The 23,605-nt window shown below is 64.1% G+C and carries 24 protein-coding genes; 4 read left to right on the forward strand and 20 right to left on the reverse strand.

The annotated features are described in order from the left end of the window. Positions 1–3: 3 nt before the first annotated feature. From IVB29_RS17970 to IVB29_RS17980, 3 genes are all read right to left on the reverse strand, one after another. Entirely contained in the window at positions 4–555 is a 552-nt protein-coding gene (locus tag IVB29_RS17970) for a DUF305 domain-containing protein (RefSeq protein WP_247504708.1), read from the reverse strand. 102 nt (positions 556–657) lie between these two features. After that, on the reverse strand, positions 658–1,443 hold the full coding sequence (locus tag IVB29_RS17975; RefSeq protein ID WP_247504709.1) for an ABC transporter permease: 786 nt from the start codon (positions 1,441–1,443) through the stop codon (positions 658–660). Further along, positions 1,443–2,261 (reverse strand): ABC transporter ATP-binding protein, encoded by an 819-nt coding sequence (locus tag IVB29_RS17980; RefSeq protein ID WP_247504710.1) that lies wholly within the window; start codon positions 2,259–2,261, stop codon positions 1,443–1,445. The genes IVB29_RS17975 and IVB29_RS17980 overlap by 1 nt, the downstream gene beginning before the upstream one ends. A 134-nt stretch (positions 2,262–2,395) precedes the next feature. Here IVB29_RS17980 and IVB29_RS17985 point away from each other — a divergent pair, with 134 nt between their 5' ends. Both IVB29_RS17985 and IVB29_RS17990 read left to right on the forward strand, forming a co-directional pair. Further along, on the forward strand, positions 2,396–3,178 hold the full coding sequence (locus IVB29_RS17985) for an ABC transporter ATP-binding protein (protein WP_247504711.1): 783 nt from the start codon (positions 2,396–2,398) through the stop codon (positions 3,176–3,178). Beyond that, on the forward strand, positions 3,175–4,734 hold the full coding sequence (locus IVB29_RS17990) for a glycine betaine ABC transporter substrate-binding protein (protein ID WP_247504712.1): 1,560 nt from the start codon (positions 3,175–3,177) through the stop codon (positions 4,732–4,734). Before IVB29_RS17985 ends, IVB29_RS17990 begins: the two co-directional genes overlap by 4 nt. Before the next feature lie 5 nt (positions 4,735–4,739). On the opposite strand, the gene IVB29_RS17995 is transcribed toward IVB29_RS17990, so the two are convergent. Continuing rightward, positions 4,740–6,452 (reverse strand): sulfatase-like hydrolase/transferase, encoded by a 1,713-nt coding sequence (locus tag IVB29_RS17995; protein ID WP_247504713.1) that lies wholly within the window; start codon positions 6,450–6,452, stop codon positions 4,740–4,742. A gap of 189 nt (positions 6,453–6,641) precedes the next feature. Then, positions 6,642–7,295, reverse strand: a complete 654-nt coding sequence (locus tag IVB29_RS18000) for a TetR/AcrR family transcriptional regulator (RefSeq protein ID WP_247504714.1) — start codon at positions 7,293–7,295, stop codon at positions 6,642–6,644. Between the two features lie 107 nt (positions 7,296–7,402). On the opposite strand from IVB29_RS18000, the gene IVB29_RS18005 reads away from it, so the two are divergent. Further along, positions 7,403–8,023, forward strand: a complete 621-nt coding sequence (locus tag IVB29_RS18005) for a hypothetical protein (protein WP_247504715.1) — start codon at positions 7,403–7,405, stop codon at positions 8,021–8,023. Between the two features lie 7 nt (positions 8,024–8,030). Here the strand turns inward: IVB29_RS18005 and IVB29_RS18010 are convergent, their stop codons facing one another. The 8 genes from IVB29_RS18010 to miaA form a co-directional block, all read right to left on the reverse strand. Beyond that, positions 8,031–8,882: an SDR family oxidoreductase gene (locus tag IVB29_RS18010; protein ID WP_247504716.1), complete on the reverse strand. Its 852-nt coding sequence runs from the start codon at positions 8,880–8,882 to the stop codon at positions 8,031–8,033. Between the two features lie 587 nt (positions 8,883–9,469). After that, on the reverse strand, positions 9,470–10,489 hold the full coding sequence (ilvC, locus tag IVB29_RS18015) for a ketol-acid reductoisomerase (protein WP_247504717.1): 1,020 nt from the start codon (positions 10,487–10,489) through the stop codon (positions 9,470–9,472). Between the two features lie 134 nt (positions 10,490–10,623). Further along, a complete protein-coding gene (locus IVB29_RS18020; RefSeq protein ID WP_247504718.1) occupies positions 10,624–11,226 on the reverse strand; it encodes a LysE family translocator in 603 nt (200 codons plus the stop codon). Between the two features lie 7 nt (positions 11,227–11,233). Further along, entirely contained in the window at positions 11,234–12,109 is an 876-nt protein-coding gene (locus IVB29_RS18025; protein WP_247504719.1) for an EamA family transporter, read from the reverse strand. Positions 12,110–12,157: 48 nt separating this feature from the next. Continuing rightward, positions 12,158–12,853 (reverse strand): class I SAM-dependent methyltransferase, encoded by a 696-nt coding sequence (locus tag IVB29_RS18030; RefSeq protein ID WP_247504720.1) that lies wholly within the window; start codon positions 12,851–12,853, stop codon positions 12,158–12,160. Between the two features lie 3 nt (positions 12,854–12,856). Beyond that, on the reverse strand, positions 12,857–13,399 hold the full coding sequence (gene ilvN / locus IVB29_RS18035; RefSeq protein WP_092022089.1) for an acetolactate synthase small subunit: 543 nt from the start codon (positions 13,397–13,399) through the stop codon (positions 12,857–12,859). Positions 13,400–13,427: 28 nt separating this feature from the next. Next, positions 13,428–15,203, reverse strand: coding sequence for an acetolactate synthase 3 large subunit (locus IVB29_RS18040; protein WP_247504721.1), 1,776 nt, complete (start codon positions 15,201–15,203; stop codon positions 13,428–13,430). A gap of 328 nt (positions 15,204–15,531) precedes the next feature. Further along, positions 15,532–16,488: a tRNA (adenosine(37)-N6)-dimethylallyltransferase MiaA gene (miaA, locus tag IVB29_RS18045; protein WP_247504722.1), complete on the reverse strand. Its 957-nt coding sequence runs from the start codon at positions 16,486–16,488 to the stop codon at positions 15,532–15,534. Positions 16,489–16,499: 11 nt separating this feature from the next. On the opposite strand from miaA, the gene serB reads away from it, so the two are divergent. Next, on the forward strand, positions 16,500–17,405 hold the full coding sequence (serB, locus tag IVB29_RS18050) for a phosphoserine phosphatase SerB (RefSeq protein ID WP_247504723.1): 906 nt from the start codon (positions 16,500–16,502) through the stop codon (positions 17,403–17,405). A gap of 138 nt (positions 17,406–17,543) precedes the next feature. On the opposite strand, the gene IVB29_RS18055 is transcribed toward serB, so the two are convergent. The 7 genes from IVB29_RS18055 to IVB29_RS18085 form a co-directional block, all read right to left on the reverse strand. After that, the gene (locus tag IVB29_RS18055; protein ID WP_247504724.1) at positions 17,544–19,037 is read right to left on the reverse strand and encodes a Do family serine endopeptidase; all 1,494 of its coding nucleotides are present in this window, start codon (positions 19,035–19,037) and stop codon (positions 17,544–17,546) included. Positions 19,038–19,179: 142 nt separating this feature from the next. Beyond that, on the reverse strand, positions 19,180–19,386 hold the full coding sequence (locus tag IVB29_RS18060; RefSeq protein WP_247504725.1) for a DUF2065 domain-containing protein: 207 nt from the start codon (positions 19,384–19,386) through the stop codon (positions 19,180–19,182). A 70-nt stretch (positions 19,387–19,456) separates the two neighbouring features. Beyond that, positions 19,457–20,353, reverse strand: a complete 897-nt coding sequence (locus tag IVB29_RS18065) for a protease modulator HflC (protein ID WP_247504726.1) — start codon at positions 20,351–20,353, stop codon at positions 19,457–19,459. Beyond that, the gene (gene hflK, locus IVB29_RS18070) at positions 20,350–21,486 is read right to left on the reverse strand and encodes an FtsH protease activity modulator HflK (RefSeq protein WP_247504727.1); all 1,137 of its coding nucleotides are present in this window, start codon (positions 21,484–21,486) and stop codon (positions 20,350–20,352) included. The genes IVB29_RS18065 and hflK overlap by 4 nt, the downstream gene beginning before the upstream one ends. Before the next feature lie 160 nt (positions 21,487–21,646). Then, the gene (locus IVB29_RS18075; RefSeq protein ID WP_247504728.1) at positions 21,647–22,159 is read right to left on the reverse strand and encodes a dihydrofolate reductase; all 513 of its coding nucleotides are present in this window, start codon (positions 22,157–22,159) and stop codon (positions 21,647–21,649) included. Next, positions 22,159–22,644, reverse strand: a complete 486-nt coding sequence (locus IVB29_RS18080; protein ID WP_247504729.1) for a GNAT family N-acetyltransferase — start codon at positions 22,642–22,644, stop codon at positions 22,159–22,161. The genes IVB29_RS18075 and IVB29_RS18080 overlap by 1 nt, the downstream gene beginning before the upstream one ends. Positions 22,645–22,649: 5 nt before the next feature. Beyond that, positions 22,650–23,444 (reverse strand): thymidylate synthase, encoded by a 795-nt coding sequence (locus tag IVB29_RS18085; protein ID WP_247504730.1) that lies wholly within the window; start codon positions 23,442–23,444, stop codon positions 22,650–22,652. Positions 23,445–23,605 lie beyond the last annotated feature (161 nt).

A 23,605-nucleotide genomic window follows, 5' to 3' on the forward strand; every position in this document is an offset into this window, starting at 1 on the left:
CTCCTACTTCTTCATTCCGGCGGACATGTCCATCTGCATGCCCGGATGATGATGGACGTTTACGACAGGAATGGACGGCGGCTGCGTCGGCGCAGGTGTCGTCTCCGTCGCCGGCTCGCCGATCGCGAGCTTCATGGCCGCGATCTCCTGCATCTGATCGACGATGATTTCCTGGGCGATGCGCCGCAACTGCTCGTTCTTGCCGTAGCGCAATTCGATGACCGCCATATCGATTGCGCCCTGATGATGCGGATTCATCATTGCGACGAAGTCACGATCGACATCACCGGTCGGCTTGGCCGCCATGCCGTCCATCATCCTGCTCATCGCGGCTTCGTTTTCTTTCAGGAACGCCCGTTCCTCAGCACTCATCGCCGCCGGCGGACTGGCCGGGTGAGGTTCATGCGCGAGCACGAGTGAAGGGATTGCGAATGCGAAGAGAATGCGCGCGCCGATGAGCGCCGTGCCAATGCCGGGCCTTATGAGGTGAAGTCTTGGCCATCGGCATCTGCCTACGAGCGCCGCAAAGGCGCGGCGAAACTCTGACCGGGGCATCCTGAACTCCCATGCAGGTGGTTACATGGGGGTATGACGCGCGGGCACGCGTTCTATTCCGGCCGGTCCATCACATAAAAGTCAGCAGGCAATCGAGCTAGATTAACCACGTCCGTCCACGGTCGGCCGCCAGACCAACAGCCTGCGCTCCACCAGCGTCACGCCAAAATCGATCAGGATGACGAAGGCCGACAGCACGAACATGCCGGCGAACACACCGGCGACGTCGAAGATGCCTTCAGCCTGCTGGATGAGATAGCCGAGCCCCGCCGCCGATCCGAGATACTCGCCGACGACCGCGCCGACCACGGCGAATCCGACCGAAGTGTGCAGCGAGGAGAACATCCACGACAGCGCCGACGGCCAATAGACGTGCCGCATCAGCTGCCGCTCGCTCATGCCGAGCATGCGGCCGTTGTCGAGCACGGTGCGGCTGACTTCTTTCACGCCCTGATAGACGTTGAAGAACACGATGAAGAACACCAGCGTCACGCCGAGCGCGACCTTGGACCAGATACCAAGACCGAGCCACAGCGCGAAGATCGGCGCGAGCACCACGCGCGGCAGCGCGTTGGCCATCTTCACGTAGGGGTCGAACACCGCGGCAACCAGCGGCTGGCGCGCGAACCAGAAGCCGATCAGCACACCACCGGCCGATCCGATCACGAAGGCGAGGATCGATTCCGTCAGCGTGATGCCGAGATGCTTCCAGATCACGCCCGACGAGAACCACTTCACGATCTGGCTGAACACGTCGACTGGATTGGAGAAGAAGAACGGCGGCAGCAGGATTTTTCCAAACACCGGAACGCTCGCAAAGAACTGCCAAAGCACCAGGCAGACAACGGCGACCAGGACTTGAAGCGCAAGCAGCGTCACGCGCGACATCAGACCGCCTCCACTGCTTGCGTGGATTGCGCGTAACCCTTCATGACCTCGTCCTTGAGAACACTCCAGATCTCGCGGTGCAATGCGTGGAACTCCTTGTCCAGCCGCACCTCAAAAATGTCGCGCGGACGCGGCAGCGTGACGCGCCAGTCGCCGATGATGCGGGAGGACGGCCCGGCCGACATGATCACGACGCGATCGGCGAGCGCGATCGCCTCTTCGAGATCGTGGGTCACGAACAGCACCGCCTTGCGGTCGGCGTTCCAGAGGTCGAGCAGCAGATTGCCCATCACCTGGCGCGTTTGCGCATCGAGCGGTCCGAACGGCTCGTCCATCAGCAGGATTTTTGGATCTCGGATCAACACCTGCGCCAGCGCCACGCGCTTGCGCTGGCCGCCGGAGAGCATGTGCGGATAGCGGTTGGCGAAGGCGCCCAGGCCCACCGACGTCAGCCATTTTTGCGCCCGCGGCAGCGCCTCGGCGCGCGGCGCGCCCTGGATCTCGAGCCCGATCGCGACATTGTCGAGCGCGGTCTTCCAGGGGAACAGCGCATCGGCCTGGAACAGGTAACCGGCGTCCCGGTTCAGCCCCGCAAGCGGCTGGTCGAAAATCTTGACGCTGCCGGCGGCGGGCTTGAGCAGGCCGGCCGCGACATTGAGCAGCGTCGATTTCCCGCAGCCGGTCGGCCCGACAATGGCGACGAACTCGCCCTGCGCCACCGAAAGATGCGCCTTCTCCACCGCCGTATAGACCCGGCCGTCCCCCAAACGGAACGCAACCTTGGCATCTTCCAGCGCCACTGCCGTGGGCGTTGTCATGTGTTCCCTCCGAACCCGGATTGATGCCTTAGCCGCTCGCGCGGCCAAGTTCAATCAAGGCGCCAAGCGTGCTAGGCATGGGCCTCGTCACCCCCGCCCTCCATGGGCGGGTCAGCGCAGTGAGCCCCCGCCCGATGCCACCCAGGCCGATGATTGGCTATGCCCACGTCACCAAAAACTTCGGCCTGCTCAAGGCCGTGGACAATGTGTCGCTCGACGTCGCCGAGGGCGAGTTTGTGGCGATCGTCGGCGGCTCGGGCTCGGGCAAGACCACGCTGCTGCGGCTCGCCAACCGGCTGATCGAGGCCGATGGCGGCAGCATCACGGTCGAAGGCGGGAACGTACGAAGCGTCGACCCGGTCGCGCTGCGACGCCGGATCGGCTACGTCTTCCAGAGCGGCGGGTTGTTTCCGCATCTGAGCGTCGCCGACAATATCGGGATCACGCCAAAACTGCTGGGCGAGCCTGCGGCGGCAATTTCCGCACGCGTCGACGAATTGCTGGAGCTTGTGCAGCTCGACCGGGCCGCCCATCACGACCGGTTGCCGGAAGCGCTCTCGGGCGGCCAGCGCCAGCGCGTCGGCGTGGCGCGGGCGCTCGCGGCAAAACCCCGCATCGTGCTGATGGACGAGCCCTTTGGCGCGCTCGATCCGCTCACCCGCGATGCGCTCGGCGATGATTATCGTTCACTGCACCGAAGCCTGGGTCTGACCACGGTCATGATCACGCATGACATGACGGAGGCGATTTTGCTCGCCGACCGCATTGCGGTGATGCGCAGTGGAAAGCTGCTGGCGCAGGGCACGCCGGCGGAGCTCTCGAAAAGCAGCGACAGCTACGTGCTCGAACTGCTGCGCACACCGCGGCGCCAGGTCGAACGGCTGAACGCGCTGCTGCCGCAGAGCGGTGCGGCATGAGCCTCTTCACGGATCCGCGCTGGGGCGAGGCGCTGTCGCATTTGCCCGACTATCTCGGCAACCATGTGCGGGTGAGCCTCGCAGCGCTCGCGCTTGGTCTCGCCATCAGCCTGCCGCTCGCGATCCTGACACGCAACCGTCCGGCCCCGCGCGCCGTCCTGCTCGCGCTTGCGAGTATCGTGCAGACCGTGCCGGGGCTGGCGTTGCTCGCACTGTTCTATCCGCTGCTGCTCGCGGCCGCCTCGGTCACCCTCGCTTGGTTCGGCGTTTCCTTCTCCGCCTTCGGTTTCCTGCCGGCGATGCTGGCGCTGGCGCTCTATTCGATGCTGCCGGTGCTGCGCAACGGCATCACCGGGCTCAACGGCATCGACCCCGCGCTGATCGAGGCCGCCAAGGGCGTCGGCATGACCGCGCGGCAGTCGCTCGTGATGGTCGAGCTGCCGCTGGCGCTGCCGGTGATGATGGCGGGCATTCGCACTGCCGCGGTGTGGGTGATCGGCACCGCGACGCTGTCGACCCCGATCGGGCAGACCAGCCTCGGCAACTACATCTTTGCCGGGCTTCAGACCCAGAACTGGGTGTTCGTGCTGTTCGGCTGCTTTGCCTCGGCGCTGCTGGCCCTCGCCGTCGATCAGTTGCTCGGCCTGATCGAGAGCGGCCTGCGTCTGCGCAGCCGCACGCGCACCGGGCTCGGCGCGATCGGCATCGCGGCGCTGGTCGGGGCAACCCTGGTGCCGACGATGGGGCGTTCGTCGCAGAGCTACGTGGTCGGCGCCAAGACGTTTACCGAACAATATGTGCTGTCGGCCCTGCTCAGGGATCGCCTCCAGGCGGCAGGCCTGCCAGCCACCGCGCGCTCGGGCCTCGGCTCCAGCGTGATCTTCGAGGCGCTGAAGGCCGGCGACGTCGATCTCTATGTCGATTATTCCGGCACGCTCTGGGCCAATCAGCTGCATCGCACCGACATCAAGCCGCGCGCCGAGCTGCTCGCGGATTTGAAGACGGCGCTCGCCAAGGACAACATCACAATGCTCGGCGAGCTCGGCTTCGAAAACGCCTATGCGCTGGTGATGCCGAGGAAGCGCGCCGAGGCGCTCGGCATCCGCACCATCGCCGATCTCGCCGCACACACGTCAACGATGTCGATCGCCGGCGACTACGAGTTCTTCTCGCGCCCCGAATGGGCGGCGCTGCAAAAGGCTTACGGCCTGTCATTCCGCGCCCAGCGCCAGATGCAGCCGGACTTCATGTATGCGGCGGTCGCCAGCGGCGAGGTCGACGTCATCGCCGGCTACACCAGCGACGGCCTGATCGCGAAATACGACCTCGTGACGCTCGACGATCCCAGGCACGCGATCCCGCCCTATGATGCGATCCTGCTGCTGGCACCCAAGCGCGCGGGCGATGAGAAATTGCAGGCCGCGCTCAAGCCGCTGCTCGGCAAGATCGACATCGCCACCATGCGGGAGGCCAATTTGCGCGCTGCGGGCAACGATGCGAATTCATCGCCGGATGCGGTGGCGAAATGGCTGTGGGAGAAGGTGGGTCAGCGGTAGGCCGACTACAGCCCCCTGATCATCCCGGCATTGATCAGCAGCCGGTTCAGCCGCCGCGCTTCGGCGCCGTCCTTGCAGCCGTAGAAAATGCCCTTGCAGCGGAGCATGATCTCCTTCTGCTCGGCAAAGGACGGATCGAGCGGAATGCCGGCGGCTTCCTGGATCACCAGCGGCAGATACGGACCATCGACAGTGTCCATCACGGCCTCGCTCTTCACCGGCTCAAAATTGACGGCGTCGATCGCGTAATAGGTCCCGTAGAGACGCGGATCGTAAGCGTCGAGCTTCTTGCCGATCGCGCCCTCGTCGAGCCCGGGCTCGAGGATAGCAGGCGCGAATTCAGGCTGATGATCGCCATAGCGCACGATCAAGAAGGGCTCGCCCGGAAAACTCTTCTTCAGGCCGGCAACGAACGCCTTGTATTGCTCGGCGCTCATCGCCTGCCGGCGCAGATATTCGTCGATGGACGCCACATTGCCCGGCGCGCGCCAGTTCGGCATCAGGTCCGGGCGGAAGCGCGTCTCCCAGGGGAAATGATTGGCGCCGAGATAGATGAAGGTGAACAGCGGCTTGTTCGGCGGCTGTTGCCCCATCAACTGGAGCGCCTTGTCGTAGAAGAAAGAGTCCGGCTCGACATCCTTGGCGCCGAGATCCTTGGAGTCGAGGAAGCGTTCGACGCCGGTCGTCAGCTGGAAGCTGCGCGCGGCCATGAAGCCGCCATAGGCGGGATAGAGTGACATGGTGTCATAGCCGCAGCGGCGCAGCGCCAGCGGCAGCCCGCGCTCGACACGGCCTGTTGCGATCCGCGTCACGAAATAGGCAAAGCGGCCGAACGAACGCGAGGAGAGGCCCGCGAGCACGTTGTATTCGGTGAACCAGCTCGGCCCGCCATTGCTCTCGGCGAGGAACGTGCGCTGCTTGCCGTCCCAGGACTTGAAATGGCTGCCATAGCCCTGGGGCACCTTGATGCCCTGTGCGGCGCGGATGTCAAAACTCGATTCATCATGGATCATGATGATGTTCGGGCGGCGGCCCGCGGGATGGCAGGCATCGACCAGCGGCATGTTGAGCCGCTCGTTGGTCGCGGCGGCCGATTCCATGAAGCCGTATTGCGCGAAGTCGGAGACCGAGCTGACGCCGGAGCGGAAAAACTTCGAGAGATAGCCGTCGTCGTAATAGCCGCGCCAGGCCTCATCGGGATGATAGAGCGAATATCCGACGAGTGCGGCGACACAGGCGAGCATGGAGGCAAGCGCCGGCAAGCGGCGGATGCGGAACGGATCGAGCCACCACAGCGCATACATCAGCGGCAGCGTGACGAGGCCGGTGCCAATCACCGACCAGCGCAAATTCGGGAAGATCGTGAACAGGAACGCGACGGTGTCGCGGTCGATCATCATCAGGTCGATGAAGTTGACCGTCATCTGCACCACGTCGTGCTTGAGCCGCGACAGCAGCACCAGCACCACAACCATGGTCAGCGACAGCGCACCCGACAATGCCGGCCGCCGCAGCAGCATGATCCAGAAGAAGTTGAGGATGCCCCAGGCGAAAACGAAGGACAGCCGCGAGCCGAAATCGGTCTCGGTCTGGTACATCAGCGCGAGCGCCGCCAGATGCGGTGCGGCAACCGCGAGCAGCCGCCAGACGCCGAGCGCGGCGACGCTCGCGAGCACGGCGGTGGTGGCAGAAGGACCTGGATTAGGCGCGGACGCCATTGACGACACGCAACTTCTGGTCCGGCGCGGGGTGCCAGCCGTCTGGCCCACCAGCGGCATCCGGCGCAGCCGGATGCCTGCACCATGTCATAAAACTGTAATTGAACGGTCACGGACAAGCAACGCAGGCCGCGTTCCGACCTTCGCTTATTGTTAGTGATGGGCGAATGGGCCGCACGGCCGGCGACACTAGCGCTTGGCGATTCCCGCGATGAACAGATCGATCACCGCTTCCGCCATCCGCTCGATCTCCCCCTGCTCCACACCCCAGCGTGGAAAGTGACCGTCGAGGTTCATCCGGGCAAAACCGTAGACCAGGGCACGGCCGGCGATCTGGATGCGCTTGAGGTCCGCCGACCACAGCAGACCCTGGCCCGCCGCGTCCGTCAGCATTTGCTCCGTAAGCGCGACCAGCTCGGCATTGTCGCGCGTCAGCTGCTCGGAGCTGCCATGGGCGAAGTAGCGCCCGGTCGAGATGATCTCGAAATGCGCGGGGTTGCGCATCGCCCAGCGCAAATAGGCGAGACCGAAGGCGCGGAAGCGGCCGAGCGGATCGGTGGCCGGTGCCTGGCCCAGTGCCACCTCGATCTCGGCGCGGAAGCGCCGCTGCGCCTCCTCGGCCGCCGCCGCCATCAGCGCATCGCGGTTGGGAAAGTGCCGGAACGGTGCCCCCGGCGACACTGCGGCCCGGCGTGCAGCCTCGCGCACCGAGACCTCTGCCCCCTCCGCGGCCAGTTGCAGCGCAGCATCGATGAGGACGCGGCGAAGGTCACCGTGATGGTACGGCCGGGCTTCAGGTGTCTGGCGGCGGACGCGCGGTTTGGAAGGCTGTCGGGCGGGCATCGGAGCTTCCTAGCATCACCCGAACGTGAATGTAAGCATCGATTACACCATTGACGATCCCGTCGCCCTAAAATGTAATCGATGATTACATACTGAAGGAGACCACCATGTCACAGCGTCAAAGCTGGCTCGAAGGCTGGCGGCTGCTCGCCGCCCTCACCCTGAGCCTGATTGCGCTCAGCCTGTGGATCGCGGCGATGCGGCAGTTCGAGGTCCAGGGCGTGCGGATGGTGATCCGCTTCACGGCACGCAGCTCGCTGCTGCTGTTCTGCCTCGCCTTCAGCGCCGCCGCGCTGGCCCGGCTGTGGCCCAATGCCTGGACGCGCTGGCAGCGCCGTAACCGCCGCAATCTGGGGTTAAGCTTTGCAGCCTCTCACGCCATCCACGCGGTGGCGATCGTTGCCTACGCGAACATGGATCCGGCCGGCTTTGCTGAGGCGACCTCGGCGGCCTCCTACATCTTCGGCGGCATCGGCTATGCATTCATCATCGCCATGAGCGCGACCTCGTTTGACCGCACCGCTGCGCTGCTCAGGCCGCACGTCTGGCGCGCGCTGCATCTTGTCGGCGGCTACTATCTCTGGTTCCAGTTCATGGTGTCGTTCGGCAAGCGCGTGCCGGCGATGCCGCTCTACGCGGCGTTCCTCATTCCGCTGCTCGCCGTGATGGCGCTGAGGCTGATCGCGATGGCCGCCCATCCCCGCGGACGGACGGCCGAGGCGGGCTGAACGCCGATCAGGCTTGTGGAAGCAGCCCAAGCCGCTTGGCGATGATGCGGTCGACCACGCGCTTGGGCAGCGTGGCCGTCATCAAATGCCGCATCCGGTCCGGCGTGATCTGGTAGCGAACCCTGGGCCGCTCAGCCGTGAGCGCCTTGAATACGACTTCTGCGATCCGCTCGGCCGGCAACCCGGTCTCGCTGAGCTTCATCATGAACGCCATGACCTTGTTGAGTGCCGGCAGATAGGGCGAGTTCTGGTAGACGGAGAGATCAATCTGCTCGGCCTTGCTCCAGATCGGCGTCTTCACCGCACCGGGCGCGACGATGATGACGTCGATCCCGAACAGCATCAGCTCGCGGCGCAGGCTTTCCGAGAGGCCTTCGATCGCGTGCTTGGAGGTGCAATAGGGCGCCGACAGCGGATTGCCGTTCTTGCCTGCGACCGAGCTGATCATCACGATCCGGCCTTTCGGCCCCGTCAGCGAGGTGTCGGCGCCGAGCAGCGGGCCAAAAGCCTGCGTCGCGATCACGGGGCCGATGACGTTGATATCCATCTGGCGGCGGAAATCGTCGGCCGACAATTCGAGCACCGGGCCTGCCACGGCAACACCGGCATTGTTGACGAGGCCGGCCAGCGTCTCGCCGCCCAGCGCCTCGCGCACTTTTCGCGCAGCGGCGAGAACTGCGGCCTTATCGGTGACGTCGAACAGTAGCGGCGTGAAGTTCGCGCCAAACTCACCCTTGAGCCGGTCGGCGTCGGCCTGCTTGCGGACACTGCCGAAGACGCGATAGCCGCGCCCGATGAGAAATTTCGCAGTGGCCCAGCCAATGCCGGTAGACGCGCCGGTGATGACGACAGATCGCATGGTCCTCCCCCCTTTTATTGTCCCGCGATCATGTAAGAGGAAGGCGCTGGTGCGCAATGCCATCAGGTTCTCAAGCCGCGCACCGATGGTCCTTTTCGAGGCCGCTCCGCTCGGCAAGAAGGCGGAGCACGTGTCGGTTCTTAAGTTGAGGTGGTGCGCGAACGTCGCCAGATGAGCTCGATTGCGGCTTGAAAGCGCGGATGAAGAGCCGAATTCTAGACTCTGAGGACACAGCGCTTTTGGCGATCGGGGGATTCTAAAAAGTTCTGAGAAACGACGCGAGATCAAGAATGTGGTTTAAGCGTCAGTTCTTCGTGCTCAGGGAGCACTTTAGCTCGCGAAGAGTTTGAATGAAGCAGCAATGCTTCGCGCGAGATGAAAAGAGCGAGACCGCTGTTTGCGATCTCGCTCAGATATAGTCGTGAAGGCTTAAGAATTAGTTTGGCAAGCGAAGCTCTTTGTTTCGCTCTCATGTCCCGGACAAGCGCAGCAAGGCGGAGCGCAGAGCCGGGACCCATCTCACCACGCGGACCCCGGATCAGCAGCGCACCACTTGCGTGATGCGCTGCGTCCGGGGAACGCAAAGCTCAGTTCTTGCTCTTGTCGACCAGCGCGCCCTTCTTGATCCAGGGCATCATGTCGCGCAGCTTGGCGCCGACTTCCTCGATCGGGTGCGCGGCGAGCTTGGCGCGGGTCGCCTTGAACGAGGTCTGATTGACCTTGTTCTCGAGCATCCAGTCGCGGGCGAACTTGCCGCCCTGGATGTCGGCGAGAACGCGCTTCATCTCGGCCTTGGTCTCGGCGGTGACGATACGCGGACCGGTGACGTACTCGCCGTACTCGGCGGTGTTGGAGATCGAGTAGTTCATGTTGGCGATGCCGCCTTCATAGATCAGGTCAACGATCAGCTTCACCTCGTGCAGGCACTCGAAATAGGCCATCTCGGGAGCGTAGCCGGCCTCGACCAGCGTCTCGTAGCCAGCCTTGATCAGCTCGACCAGGCCGCCGCAGAGCACGACCTGCTCGCCGAACAGGTCGGTCTCGCACTCTTCCTTGAAAGAGGTCTCGATGATGCCGGCGCGGCCGCCGCCGACGGCGGACGCGTAGGACAGGCCGAGGTCATGGGCATTGCCCGAGACGTCCTTGGCGATCGCGATCAGGCAGGGCACGCCGCCGCCGCGCTGATATTCGGAGCGCACGGTGTGGCCGGGGCCCTTCGGCGCGATCATCAGCACGTCGAGGTCGGCGCGCGGGTCGAGCAGGTTGAAATGGACGTTGAGGCCGTGCGCGAACACCAGGGCGGCGCCCTTCTTCATGTTGTCGTGCAGGTGCTCGCGATAGATGTCGCCCTGGAGTTCGTCCGGGGTCAGCATCATGACCAGGTCGCCCCATTTGGCGGCTTCGGCGACTTCCATCACCTTGAAGCCGGCGGCTTCCGCCTTCTTGACCGAGCTCGAGTCCTTGCGCAACGCAATCGCCACGTCCTTGACGCCGGAGTCCTTGAGGTTGAGCGCATGGGCATGGCCCTGGCTGCCATAGCCGACGATGACGACCTTCTTGCCCTTGATCAGGTTCAGGTCGGCGTCGCGATCGTAATAAACTCGCATGGTCGTTTCCTCGTTCAGATGGCCAGAATCGGCCGTTGGTCAGGTCTCGGAAGGTGAAAATTGCGGATTTCCGGGGCTGTCTAGAGCATTTCGCAGCCCGAAGGAAACCCGTTTCTGCATGGAAAGCTGCGGCATCATGCATCCATGAAGACGGGGTAGAGCGATGCCAGAAGCAGGATCGCCATCACGATATTGAAGGCGCGGACCAGCCGCTCGGAGGTCAGGACCGGGCGCAGTGCAGTGCCGAAGAAAGCCCAGACCACGGTCGAGACCGTGCCGACCAGCAGGCTGATCAGGGTCTGGATCGCGATATTGATCGGGAATCGGGCAATCGCCGCATAGGCGGTGATGGTGCCGATCACGATCACCCAGCCTTTGGCGTTGATCCACTGGAACATGGCGGCGCCCCAGAAGGTCATCGGGCCGCGGCCGTTGTCGCCGCCCGGCGTCGTCGGACCAGCCATCGCGATCACGGCGGCGAGGTAAATCAGGTAGGCGGCTCCGGCGTACTTCAAAATGGTCTGGAGGATCGGATATGCTAGGAACACCGTGCCGAGCCCGAGGCCGACGGCGCCGACCATGAAGGCAAAGCCGATGACGATGCCGGCGATGTGAGGAATGGTGCGCCGGAAGCCATAGGTCAGGCCCGAGGCCAGCAGCATGATGTTGTTCGGTCCGGGGGTGAAGTACATCACCACCATGAAGGCGAGGAAGGCATAGAAGAGCGAGTAGGCCATATTCACCTCACGCGGTCTTCGGCAGCGGCTGCGGCCGCTTGACCAGCACCATCACGGCAATGCCGCCGACGACGGTCAGCATGCCGGCGAGACGCAGCGGGCCGAACCGTTCCCCAAACACGATGCTGGAGGCGGCCGAGCCGACGAACGGCACCAGCAGCGCGAACGGCACCACTTGCGCGGCGGGGTAATCACGCAGCAATCGGCCCCACAGCCAATAGGCGATGCTGGTTGAGATGGCGCCGATCATCAGCAGGCAGATCAGGCCGGTCAACGACATGTGGACCAGCGACTGGAAGGTTGGCGCCGGGCCGTTGACGACCAGCGTGAGTACGAACAGCGGCACTGCGGTCGCAAGACAGAGCCAGGCGAACAGATCGAACATCGGCACGCCACGCGCGCCACGCAGCAAGATGTTGCCGACGGCAAAACTGAGTGGTGCGATCATCAGCACCGCGAAAGCACCGACGCTGAAATCGTAACCGACGGTGCCGCAGATCATCAGTAGCCCGACCGCTGCGATGACGACGCCGAGCGTCTGCACCGGCGTCGGGCGCTCGCCGAACGCGATCGCGGCAAAGCCGATCGTGAACAGCGCCTGGCTCTGCACGACGACACTGGTCAGCCCCACCGGCACGCCATGGGCGATGCCATAGGCCTGGCTGAGGAACTGGCCGAGGAACAGCGTAAAACTGATCGCGATCAGCAGCGACCATGCGACCTTCGGCTTGGGAATGAACAGGCACGGCACCGCGGCAATGCTGAAGCGCATCGCCGTCATCAGCTCCGGCGAAAACTCGTCGAGCGCGATCCGGCTCGCCACGAAGGCAAGCCCCCAGATGATCGCCACCATGAGGGCGATGAGGATATCGGCCGGCTTCATTATCGTTCCCGGTTCTGCCCTGTCGTGCAGCCCTGTTGTTGTTCCGGTCTAGCCTTGCTCGCCGGCTTTCGGTTTCCGCAGCAGATACGTGCCGTGCATCGGCGCGTGATAATCGGCCGAGACCAGCGTGAATCCGACATCGGTCAGCATCCGCTCCATCACCCAGCCGAAGGTGGAATATTCGTCGCGCATGTGCGTGACGACACTGTCGCGCGAAAAATCGTGGTTCTTGATCTGGCAATCGGCCCATTGCTCGACGTCGCGCTCGATTGCGTCGGGCATCGAGGCGTAGACAATGTCGCGCAGATAGAAGCTCGCACCCGGCTTCAGCGCGCGAAAAATCCGCGACATCGCCACGGCCTTCCAGAAATCCGGCAAATGATGCAGCGTGAACTCGCTGACGATGAGGTCGTAGGATTCCGGCTGATAAGCGAAGCTGAGCAAGCCGGCCGACTGCGTCGCGACCTTTGCCTTGCGATCCCGCGCGTAGATTTCGGCGAGCGCCAGCATCGCCGGCGAGATGTCGATGGCATCGACCTGCGCGCCCATCAGCGACGCTTCGGTCGCCAGCACACCGTTGCCGCAGCCGATATCGGCAATCCGCCAGCCGCGCTGGACTCCAAGCATCTTCAGCGCGGCGCGCGCCCGCAGATCGGCATCGTCGTGGGCGTCATAGATCGAGGCCACCGTGGGCCCGATGCCCATCCGGTTCCGCTCGTTATAGTACCAGTCGCGCGCCAGCATGGTTTACATCCCTTCGGGCCCGCGACCAATCGCGGCAACGCCGGTGCGCGACACCTCGACAAGGCCGAGCGGACGCATCAGGTCGATAAACTGGTTGATCTTGTCGGTATTGCCTGTGATCTCGAACACGAAGCTCTCGGTGGTGGCGTCGATCACGCGGGCGCGGAACGCATCCGCCAGCCGCAGCGCCTCGACACGGTGTTCGCCCTGCCCGCGCACCTTCACCATCGCGAGCTCCCGCTCGATCGCACGCTTGGTCAGCGTCATGTCGACGACGCGGTAGACCGGGATCATGCGGTCGAGCTGGTGCTTGATCTGCTCGATCACCATCGGCGTGCCCGTGGTGACGATGGTGATGCGCGAGAGATGCTTCTGGCTCTCGGTCTCCGAGACCGTGAGGCTCTCGATGTTGTAGCCGCGGCCCGAGAACAGGCCGATGACGCGCGCAAGCACGCCGGGTTCGTTCTGCACGAGCACCGAGAGCGTGTGCGTCTCGTTCGGATCGTGACGCTCCTCGATGAAGTAGGCGGATGCAGGCTGGTTCATGATCGTCCCCTTCGAAAGCATCTTGCGCTCACACCAGCGCCTTGCCGCCGGCAAACGCCTTTGCGGTGGCTTCATCGTTGGCCTGCTCGGGCAACAGCATCTCGTTGTGCGCCTTGCCGGACGGGATCATCGGGAAGCAGTTTTCGAGCGCCGCGACGCGGCAGTCGAACAGCACCGGGCGCTTGACCGAGATCATCTCCTGGATGGCGCCGTCGAGATCACCGGGCTTGTGCACCTGGAAGCCGACGCCGCCATAGGCTTCCGCGAGCTTGACGAAATCCGGCAGCGCCTCCGAATAGGAGTGCGACAGCCGGTTGCCGTGGAGCAGCTGCTGCCATTGCCGCACCATGCCCATGTACTGGTTGTTCAGGATGAAGATCTTGATCGGCAGCTCGTACTGAACCGCCGTCGACATCTCCTGCATCGTCATCTGCACCGAGGCGTCGCCCGCGATGTCGATGACGAGGCTGTCCGGATGAGCCACCTGCACGCCGACCGCGGCCGGCAGGCCGTAGCCCATGGTGCCGAGACCGCCCGACGTCATCCAGCGGTGCGGCTCCTCGAAGCCGAAGAACTGCGCGGCCCACATCTGGTGCTGGCCGACCTCGGTCGTGATGTAGGTATCCTTGCCGCGCGTCGCCTCGAACAGGCTCTGGATCGCGTGCTGCGGCAGGATCACGTCGTTGCTCTTCCTGTAATAGAGCGAGTTGCGGGCGCGCCATTGCGTGATCTGCTGCCACCACGCCTTGACGTCGGGCTTCTTCGCTTCCGCCTTGAACACCTGGAGGATGTCACCCAGGATGTTGCCGCAATCGCCGATGATCGGCACGTCGACGCGGATGTTCTTGTTGATCGAGGACGGATCGATGTCGATGTGGATCTTCTTCGAATTCGGCGAGAACGCATCGACACGGCCGGTGATACGGTCGTCGAAGCGCGCGCCGACGCACAGCATGACGTCGCAATCATGCATGGTCATGTTGGCTTCGTAGGTGCCGTGCATGCCGAGCATGCCGAGCCAGCTCTTGCCCGACGCAGGGTACGCACCGAGCCCCATCAGCGTCGAGGTGATCGGAAAACCGGTGACTTCGACCAGCTCGCGCAAGAGCTTGGTGGCCTCGGGGCCGGAATTGATGACGCCGCCGCCGCTGTAGATCACGGGACGTTTTGCGTTCGCCAGCAGCGACACGGCCTTGCGGATCTGCGTCGCATCGCCTTTCACGCGTGGCGCGTAGGAGCGGTGCACGTCGGATTTGCGCGGCGGATGATAGGTGCCGGTCGCGAACTGCACGTCCTTGGGAACGTCGACCAGCACCGGGCCCGGACGGCCCGTGGTCGCAACGTAGAACGCCTCGTGCAGGACCTTTGCGAGATCGTTGACGTCGCGCACCAGCCAATTGTGCTTGGTGCAGGGACGCGTGATGCCGACGGTATCGCATTCCTGGAACGCATCGTTGCCGATCAGATGCGTCGGCACCTGGCCGGAAATACACACCAGCGGGATCGAATCCATCAGCGCGTCGGTCAGCGGCGTCACCATGTTCGTGGCGCCGGGGCCGGAGGTCACCAGCGCAACGCCCGGCTTGCCGGTCGAGCGCGCATAACCCTCGGCGGCGTGGCCCGCACCCTGCTCGTGGCGGACCAGGATGTGCTGGACCTCGCTCTGCTGGAAGATCTCGTCATAGATCGGAAGCACGGCGCCGCCGGGATAGCCGAAAATGTCGGTCACGCCATGATCGATGAGCGCGCGGACGATCATCGCGGCGCCGGTCATCTGGTTCGGATCGTGGCTCTTGTCACTCATTGGCTTGCTCCGGATGCGCTGTTGCCAGCGGCTTCGTTCGTGTCGGGTTCGGGAAATAAAAAAGGCCCCGAAGAGGGACCCTGCACACCGCCTGTCATGTGGATGGCAGCTAGCCACCCCCGGCGGTGTGCCTGGGTACGACGGCGATAAGGAGTTTGGTAATAATGTTGCGCATGGCGGTCGCTCAGCTTCCCAAAGGTTGCGCGAAACATAACGACCAAAGCCCCGATGTCAAGGCAAAGCGGTCGTTCCCGCGCGATTTCGGAAGTGTAGCGGTGTTCCCGGGGTTCGGCGAGAGGTAAATGGGGAGCGTCGGCACAAAAGCGCGTCAGCCGGGGTCGCGCGCCGCGTTCACGATCGCAGCGAGCCATCCCCTCGCCTCCTCCGGCTTCACCCATTCGAACTCCGGCAATTGGTGCCGGAACCAGGTGAATTGCCGTTTGGCGTAGTGGCGGGTATCCGCCCGCCCGATCGTGGCCGCCTCGTCCAGGCTGAGCTCACCGCGCAAATGCCGGATCAGGGCCGGCACACCATGGGCCTTCATCGCCGGCAAGAGCGGATCGAGGTGTCTCGCAGCAAGACGCTCGACCTCCCTCAAGGCGCCGGAGCCGAGCATGGCGTCGAAGCGGGCGTCGATACGGGCATAGAGCTCGTCGCGCTCGGGGGCGAGGTACACCGCGCGAAAACTGTCCTTTGGCAGCAAAGGTGGTTGGCCCTCGCGATGCCAGTCGAGCAGAGAGCGCCCGGTCGCCTCGACCACTTCGAGCGCGCGCGCGATCCGGGTGCGGTCGCGCAGGTTCAATCGCTCGGCCGCGCGGGAATCGCGCCGCGCGAGTTCCGCATGCAACGCCTCGACGCCGTTCCGCTCCAGCCGCGCGCGCACATCCTCGCGGAATTCGGCGGGGATCGGCGGCACCACGGAGAGACCCGCCGTCAGCGCCTTGAAATACAGCCCGGTGCCGCCGATGAAGATCGGAAGCCGGCCTTCGGCATGGGCTTCTTCGAGAGCCTTTGCCGCGTCGCTCACCCAGGCGCCGGCCGAGAAGTTCACGGCCGCATCGACATGGCCGTAAAGGCGATGCGGAACGCTCGCCTCATCGCCATGTGTGGGACGTGCAGTGATGATGCGCAGGTCGCGGTAGACCTGCATGGAATCGGCATTGATCACGGTGCCGCCCGTGCTGAGGGCCAGCTCGAGCGCCAGCGCCGACTTGCCGCTGGCGGTCGGGCCTGCGATAAGCACGGCCTTGCCAACATGGCTTCTGCTGACTTGCCCCTCGCTCACGAAAACCTCAAATGTCCCTCGTCGCCACGCTGATCTGCAACCCCGACAATCCCGCGCTCGATAGCACCATCGTCGACGGCGCCCGCGCCGTGCTGCCTCAGGCAGCTCCTGCGCACTGGCTATTCGATGGGGTTGCCGTCGACATCCCCTTCGGCGGGCAGGATAACCTCGAAGGCGACCGTCACGCCATCGAACAGCGGTTGCGCGAGCTTCGCGGCGACCTGCCCATCGACATCGTCGTGCAGCCAACAGGCGTCCGGCGCAAGAAGCTTTTTCTCGCCGACATGGATTCCACCATGATCGGCCAGGAATGTATCGACGAGCTCGCCGATCTCGTCGGGATGAAGGCCCATGTCGCCGGCATCACCGAACGTGCGATGCGCGGCGAGATCGAGTTCGAGCCGGCGCTGCGCGAGCGCGTGGCGCTGCTGAAGGACCTTCCCGCCGGCGTGGTCGACGAGGTCCTGGCCAAGCGCATCACGCTGACCCCGGGCGGCCGCGCGCTGGTCGCGACCATGCGCGCGCACGGCGCCTATACCTGCCTCGTCTCCGGCGGTTTTACGCTGTTCACGAGCGCGGTCGCCGCAAAAATCGGCTTCCAGGAGAATCGCGCCAACGAGCTCGTCGTGCGCGACGGCAAGTTCACCGGCGAGGTCAAGGAGCCGATTTTGGGCCGCGCCGCCAAGCTCGCGACGCTGGTGGATCTCATGGAGTCCTTCGATCTCGACGACATCGACTCACTGGCAGTCGGCGATGGCGCCAACGACCTCGCGATGATCCAGGCGGCAGGGCTCGGCGTCGCCTATCACGCGAAGCCCGCCGTGGCCGCGGCTGCGGCGGCACGGATCGATCATGGCGATCTCACCGCGCTGCTGTATGCGCAGGGGTATCGGCGCGACGAGTTTGTGGAGGCGTAGCCTCCTCTCCGCCGTCATCACCCGCGAAAGCGGGTGATCCAGTATTCCAGAGACAGCGCTAGAGTACGGTGAAGCCGCGGCGTACTGGATGCCCCGGTCAAGCCGGGGCATGACAGTGAGGTTGGAGCAGCTGAGTTCTTACTGCACGCTCAGCGCGACAAACCGCAGCTCGCCGTCGGCGTTCGAGACCAGCAGCAGCACGGACTTCTTGCCGTCCTTCTTGAGCTGGTCGACCCGCTTCTGGATGTCCGCACCGCTCGAGACGGCTTCCTGCGCGACCTCGACGATGACGTCGCCGGCAGAAAGGCGCTTCTCGGCAGCATCCGAATTGGCGTCGACATTGGTGACGACCACGCCCTTGACGCTCTCCTTGATCTTGTAGCGCGTGCGCAGATCCTTGTTCAGCGCGGCAAGATCGAGGCCGAGCGCCTTCTGCGTCACCGGCTTCTCGGGCGCCGGCTCGTCGGACTTCACCGCGGCCTGCACCTTGTCCGGATCCTGCAAACGGCCGAGCGTGACCTTCTTGGTCTGCTCCTCGCCCTTGCGGATGATGACGACGTCGACCTCCTTGCCGACCGCGGTGTCGGCGACGACGCGGGAGAGATCCTTGGGGTCCTTGACGTCCTTGCCGTCGAACTTGACGACGACGTCGCCGGGCTCGATGCCGGCGGGCTTGGCCGGGCCCTTATCGTCGATGCCGGCGACCAGCGCGCCGCGCGGCGGCTTGATGTTGAGGCTCTCGGCGATCTCGTCGGTGACGCTCTGGATGCGCACGCCGAGCCAGCCGCGACGCAATTCGCCGAACTGGCGGAGCTGGTCGACGACACCCGCGACGGTCTTCGACGGCACAGCGAAGCCGATGCCGATCGAGCCGCCGGAGGGCGAGATGATCAGGGTGTTGACGCCGATGACATCGCCATCGAGGTTGAACAGCGGGCCGCCGGAATTGCCGCGATTGATGGCAGCGTCGGTCTGGATGTAGCTGTCATAGGGGCCCGAGGAGATGTCGCGGTTCTTGGCCGAGACGATACCTGCGGTCACCGTGCCACCGAGGCTGAAGGGGTTGCCGATCGCGACCACCCAGTCGCCAAGCCGGAGCTTGTCGGAATCGCCGAACTTCACCGAGACCAGCGGCTTCGGCGACTTGAACTTCAACACGGCAAGGTCGGTCTTCTTGTCGACGCCGACCAGTTCGGCCTTGATCTTGGTGCCGTCGTTGAGGATGACGTTGATCTCGTCGGCGTCCGCAATGACGTGGTTGTTGGTGACGACGACGCCTGATGTGTCGATGATGAAGCCGGAGCCAAGCGAATTGGTCTTTTTTGGCGGACCGTTGTCGCCGCCCTTGCTGCCGCCGCCGGGCCCCTTGCGGTTCTTGAAGAAGTCATCGAAGAACTCCTCGAAGGGCGAGCCGGGCGGCAATTGCGGCATGCTGTTGCTGCCGCCGCCCTTGGCTTCGACGGTCTGCGAGGTCGAGATGTTGACCACCGCGTCGATCACCTTCTCGGCGACATCGGCGATGCCCTCCGGTCCGCGCGCCTGAGCCGGCGTGCCGAACGCGCTGAAAGCACCGACAGCGAGCACGGCCAGCCCTAAGCGCAAGCGGGACGGGGCAATGATGGCTGCGGTCATTGGTATCTCCAGAAAAAAGATTCGGCGCCAGACTGCGCTCGAACGGGGGGACCGCGCAAGCGCGGACCTTAACGGGCCTCAAGACCCGGATAATATGGCCAAAAACCGGCCTCTCGCCTTCACTTTGGCGTTGGCGCGACGCTTAAATCGGTCGACGTATCACCCAGATCAGGATCAGGCCGGCTACCGCCGAACCGATCCCGACCACCCGCAGAACATTGTCCGGCGTGGCGATGGCGCTCTTCATGGCCTTGCGCATCCAGTTCGGACTTGCCGCGAACATCAAGCCTTCCAGCACGAACAGAATGCCCAAGCCGATGAGGAAGTCGGCGAACGCAATGGACCTCATCGGATTGGAACCTCCCGTTGTGCTGTTCTTGTCTGGACAAAGGGCGGCAGAACTGCCGCCCCTGTCTAGCTTACGGTTTCGCCGGCGTCTCGGTCGCCGTCTTGCCGGACGGGTTACCAAAGAACCGGAAGAAATCCGAGTCCGGCCGCAGCAGGAAGCGGGTGTCGCTCGACTTGAGCCCGTTCTCATAGGCCGACATCGAGCGGTAGAAGGCGAAGAAATCGGCGTCCCTGCCGTAAGCTTCCGCAAACAGACGGTTGCGCTCGGCATCGCCCACGCCGCGCGTCTGCTCGGCCTGTGACCTGGCTTCCGCCTCGATCACGGTCGCCTCACGGTCGGCCTTCGACTTGATCTCCTGTGCCTTCTGACCGCCCTGCGCGCGGAACTCGGCGGCTTCGCGCTCACGCTCGGTCTTCATGCGCAGATAGACTGCCTGGCTGTTCTGCTCCGGCAAATCGGCACGCCTGATACGGACGTCGACGACCTGGATGCCATAGCCGTCGGCCTCACGATCGAGCTGGTCGCGGATGCGCTGCATCAGCTTCTCGCGGTCGTCCCGCACCACGTTGATGAAGGTGACCTCGCCGAGCACGCGGCGCAGCGCCGCGTTCAGGAGCGTGGTGAGCTGGATGTTGGCGGCCTGGATCGAGCCGACGCTCTGATAGAAGCGCAGCGCGTCCTTGATGCGGTAACGCGCGAAGGCGTCGACCACGAGCCGCTTCTGATCGGACGCGATTGCTTCCTGCGACGGGTTCTCCAGATCGAGGATCCGCTTGTCGATGTTGATCACCGAATTCCACGGCGCCTTGAAGTGCAGGCCGGGATCGGTGACGACGTCGACGGGCTTGCCGAACTGCAGCACGATGGTCTGCTCGGTCTGCTGCACCGTGAACAGCGACATGTAGCCGACGATCACGACGAGCAGGAGGGCGAGCAGCGTGACGATACCTGTGACCGGAGACCTCATCTTGTGGCTCCGCTCGATTGCTGACCGGTGGTAGGCGGCCGCTTGGTCGTCAATTCGCCGAGCGGCAAATACGGCACGACGCCCTGGCCCGCGGCGCCGCCATCATAAATGAGCTTGTCCGAGCCGCCGAGCACGCGCTCCATCGTCTCCAGATAGATTCGTTCACGCGTCACGTCGGGCGCCTTCTTGTATTCCTCGTAAACCTTCAGGAATCGCGAGCTCTGGCCCTTGGCCTCGGCGACCGTCTGCTCCCTGTAGCCTTCGGCGGCCTGCAGGATCTGCGCGGCACGTCCGCGGGCCTGCGGCACCACCTGGTTGGCGTAAGTCTGCGCCTCGTTCTGCAACTGCTCGAGATTGGCGCGCGCCGCCTGGACGTCGCGGAACGCAGCGATCACGTCACCCGGCGGATCGACCTTCTGCATCTGCACCTGGGTGATCTGAATACCGGAGCCGTAGCCGTCGAGCGTCTTCTGCATCAATTCCTGCACACCCTGCTCGGTCATGTTGCGCGCGCCGGTCAGGATCGGCTGGATCTGCGAGCGGCCGATCACCTCGCGCATCGCGCTCTCGGCGACCGCCTTCACGGTGCCTTCAGGGTTCTGGATGTTGAACAGGAAGTTGCCGACGCCATCAGGCTTGATCCGCCACAGCACGGTGAAATCGACGTCGACGATGTTCTCGTCGCCGGTCAGCATCAGGCTCTCTTCCGGCACGTCACGAATGGAGCGGCCGCGCCGCGCCGGATCGTCGATCAGCGTCATGCCGATGGAGATCGTGTTGACGCGCAGCGCCTTCGGCAGCAGCACCGTCTCGATCGGATAGGGCAAATGATAGTTCAGGCCAGGATCCACGGTGCGCACGTGCTTGCCGAAACGCAGCACGACGCCCTGTTCTTCAGACTGCACCCGGAAGAAGCCCGACAGCAGCCAGAACGCGATGATCAGCAGGATGATCAGCGTGATGCCGATGCCGGAGAAATAGCCGCCCGGCATCATCTGCTGGAGGCGATCCTGGCCACGCCGCAGAAGGTCTTCCAGATCCGGCGGCCTTGGCCCGACTGGTTGCGGGCCGTTGCCCCATGGTCCCTTCGGACCCGAGCCCCATGGGCCACCGCCCTGATTCTTCCACGGCATTCGACGCTCTCCTCGGCAGACCGGTACTAGAATTAACCCCGGCCCGCATTGTCCGGTCCGGCTTTATAGGGGACCGGCAGGTCCCTTACAACGCAGCCCTAGCCATCTTTCGAGCTAAGCTCGGGGGCAGAAAAGTCAATGTTAACATTGGCAAATGCGGTTAATGGCGGGGCCGCCGACGATATGTCACATAGGAGTAGTCGGCGCTGTCGTCGGGGCCGGCGGGATGGCGGATACGCGCGACCTCATCCCATTCTGCAGACACAATCGCGGGGAAGTGCGTGTCGCCTTCGACGCTGGCATGGACTTCCGTGATCTCGAGCCGATCCACCCGCGGCAATGCGCGCGTGTAGATGTCGATCCCGCCAAAAATGATGATGTCTGTGACCGAGCGTCGCAGGGCGTCGCCCTGCGCGATGGCGAAGGCGTTTTCCAACGACGTCGTGACCACGGCACCCGACGCGCGGTAGGCGAGATCGCGGGTGACGACGATGTTGGTGCGACCGGGCAGCGGCCGCCGCAGCGACTCGAACGTCTTCCGGCCCATGATGAGAGGCTTGTTCAACGTCATCGCCTTGAGGCGCTGCTGGTCCGCCTTCAGCCGCCAGGGAATCGTGTTGTCACGACCGATCACGCCGTTCTCTGCAACAGCGACGATGAGCACGATCTCCATCAGGTCGTCCCCCCGGCCAGCCGCGTCAGCGCCGGCCCGGTGACGCGGCACAGCGTCCAGTCGTCCATCATCGCCGCGCCGAGCGATTTGTAGAACGCGATCGACGGCGCATTCCAGTCGAGCACCGCCCATTGCAGGCGCGACCAGCCGTTGTCGACGCATTCCCTGGCGAGATGGACCAGCAGCGCCTTGCCGAGGCCCCTGCCCCGATGCGACGGCCGCACATACAAATCTTCGAGATAGATGCCGTGGCGGCCGCTGAAGGTGGAAAAATTCGTAAACCACACCGCGAAGCCGACCGGCTCGCCGTCCCACTCCGCGATCGCGCAATAGAGCTGCGACCGCTCGCCGAACAGCGCGTCCGCGATGTCAGCCTCGGTCGCCTCGACCTCGTGCGATAGCTTCTCGTACTCGGCAAGCTCGCGGATGAAAGCAAGAACGAGCTCGGCTTCGCCCGGGCGCACACGACGGATGGTGAGCGACATCGGCGTCAGACCGCGACCGCCGCCTTGATGTGCGGATGCGGGTCGTAGCCGACGAGTTCAAAGTCCTCATAGCGGAAGGAGAAGATGTCCTTCACCTCGGGATTGATCCGCATCACCGGCAGCGCGCGCGGCGCGCGCGTCAGCTGAAGCCGCGCCTGCTCGAGATGGTTGGAATAGAGATGCGTGTCGCCGAACGAATGCACGAAATCGCCGGGCTTCAGGCCCGTGACCTGCGCGACCATCAGGGTGAGCAGCGCGTAGGAGGCGATGTTGAAGGGCACGCCGAGGAACACGTCGGCCGAGCGCTGATAGAGCTGGCACGACAGCTTGCCGTTGGCGACGTAGAACTGGAACAGGCAGTGGCACGGCGGCAGCGCCATCTTGTCCACTTCGGCCGGATTCCAGGCCGAGACGATTAGGCGGCGCGAGTCCGGATTGCGCTTGATCATGTCGACTACGTTCGCGATCTGGTCGATGCTGCGTCCGTCAGGCGCGGGCCAGGAGCGCCACTGATGGCCGTAGACCGGGCCAAGATCGCCATTGGCGTCGGCCCACTCGTCCCAGATGGTGACGCCGTTGTCCTTGAGGTACTTGATGTTGGTGTCGCCCTTCAGGAACCACAGCAGCTCATGCACGATCGCCTTCAGCGGCAGCCGCTTGGTGGTCAGCATCGGGAAGCCGGCGGACAGATTGAAGCGCATCTGATGGCCGAACACCGAGAGCGTGCCGGTGCCGGTCCGGTCGGTCTTCTCGGCGCCGTCTGAAAGAATCCGCTCGAGCAGGTCCTGATACTGGTGCATGTGCGATAGAGCCTTTGGGGAGGCGGCGAACTTAACGGCCGCCCCGGCGCTGCGACAGCGGCGATTCGCCGTCTGCACCCATTATACCCGGAAAAGGTGAGTGCTCCCGAGGCAAACGACAAGGGGCGGAACTCAACGCTCCGCCCCTCGCCTATCAGCTT

The sequence above is a fragment of the Bradyrhizobium sp. 1 genome (assembly GCF_023073315.1).
Lineage (GTDB): Bacteria > Pseudomonadota > Alphaproteobacteria > Rhizobiales > Xanthobacteraceae > Bradyrhizobium.

Bases quoted from the DNA above. Each gene is read 5' to 3' on its own strand.
- IVB29_RS18075 (WP_247504728.1), bottom strand. From the start codon at position 22,159: ATGGAGATCGTGCTCATCGTCGCTGTTGCAGAGAACGGCGTGATCGGT.
- IVB29_RS18010 (WP_247504716.1), bottom strand. From the start codon at position 8,882: ATGCGATCTGTCGTCATCACCGGCGCGTCTACCGGCATTGGCTGGGCC.
- IVB29_RS18085 (WP_247504730.1), bottom strand. From the start codon at position 23,444: ATGCACCAGTATCAGGACCTGCTCGAGCGGATTCTTTCAGACGGCGCC.
- IVB29_RS18030 (WP_247504720.1), bottom strand. From the start codon at position 12,853: ATGCTGGCGCGCGACTGGTACTATAACGAGCGGAACCGGATGGGCATC.
- IVB29_RS17990 (WP_247504712.1), top strand. From the start codon at position 3,175: ATGAGCCTCTTCACGGATCCGCGCTGGGGCGAGGCGCTGTCGCATTTG.
- IVB29_RS18005 (WP_247504715.1), top strand. From the start codon at position 7,403: ATGTCACAGCGTCAAAGCTGGCTCGAAGGCTGGCGGCTGCTCGCCGCC.
- IVB29_RS18055 (WP_247504724.1), bottom strand. From the start codon at position 19,037: ATGACCGCAGCCATCATTGCCCCGTCCCGCTTGCGCTTAGGGCTGGCC.
- serB (WP_247504723.1), top strand. From the start codon at position 16,500: ATGTCCCTCGTCGCCACGCTGATCTGCAACCCCGACAATCCCGCGCTC.
- IVB29_RS17995 (WP_247504713.1), bottom strand. From the start codon at position 6,452: ATGGCGTCCGCGCCTAATCCAGGTCCTTCTGCCACCACCGCCGTGCTC.
- IVB29_RS18020 (WP_247504718.1), bottom strand. From the start codon at position 11,226: ATGGCCTACTCGCTCTTCTATGCCTTCCTCGCCTTCATGGTGGTGATG.
- ilvC (WP_247504717.1), bottom strand. From the start codon at position 10,489: ATGCGAGTTTATTACGATCGCGACGCCGACCTGAACCTGATCAAGGGC.
- hflK (WP_247504727.1), bottom strand. From the start codon at position 21,486: ATGCCGTGGAAGAATCAGGGCGGTGGCCCATGGGGCTCGGGTCCGAAG.
- IVB29_RS17975 (WP_247504709.1), bottom strand. From the start codon at position 1,443: ATGTCGCGCGTGACGCTGCTTGCGCTTCAAGTCCTGGTCGCCGTTGTC.
- IVB29_RS18060 (WP_247504725.1), bottom strand. From the start codon at position 19,386: ATGAGGTCCATTGCGTTCGCCGACTTCCTCATCGGCTTGGGCATTCTG.
- IVB29_RS17970 (WP_247504708.1), bottom strand. From the start codon at position 555: ATGCCCCGGTCAGAGTTTCGCCGCGCCTTTGCGGCGCTCGTAGGCAGA.
- IVB29_RS18080 (WP_247504729.1), bottom strand. From the start codon at position 22,644: ATGTCGCTCACCATCCGTCGTGTGCGCCCGGGCGAAGCCGAGCTCGTT.
- IVB29_RS18000 (WP_247504714.1), bottom strand. From the start codon at position 7,295: ATGCCCGCCCGACAGCCTTCCAAACCGCGCGTCCGCCGCCAGACACCT.
- IVB29_RS17985 (WP_247504711.1), top strand. From the start codon at position 2,396: ATGCCACCCAGGCCGATGATTGGCTATGCCCACGTCACCAAAAACTTC.
- IVB29_RS18040 (WP_247504721.1), bottom strand. From the start codon at position 15,203: ATGAGTGACAAGAGCCACGATCCGAACCAGATGACCGGCGCCGCGATG.
- IVB29_RS18025 (WP_247504719.1), bottom strand. From the start codon at position 12,109: ATGAAGCCGGCCGATATCCTCATCGCCCTCATGGTGGCGATCATCTGG.
- IVB29_RS17980 (WP_247504710.1), bottom strand. From the start codon at position 2,261: ATGACAACGCCCACGGCAGTGGCGCTGGAAGATGCCAAGGTTGCGTTC.
- ilvN (WP_092022089.1), bottom strand. From the start codon at position 13,399: ATGAACCAGCCTGCATCCGCCTACTTCATCGAGGAGCGTCACGATCCG.
- IVB29_RS18065 (WP_247504726.1), bottom strand. From the start codon at position 20,353: ATGAGGTCTCCGGTCACAGGTATCGTCACGCTGCTCGCCCTCCTGCTC.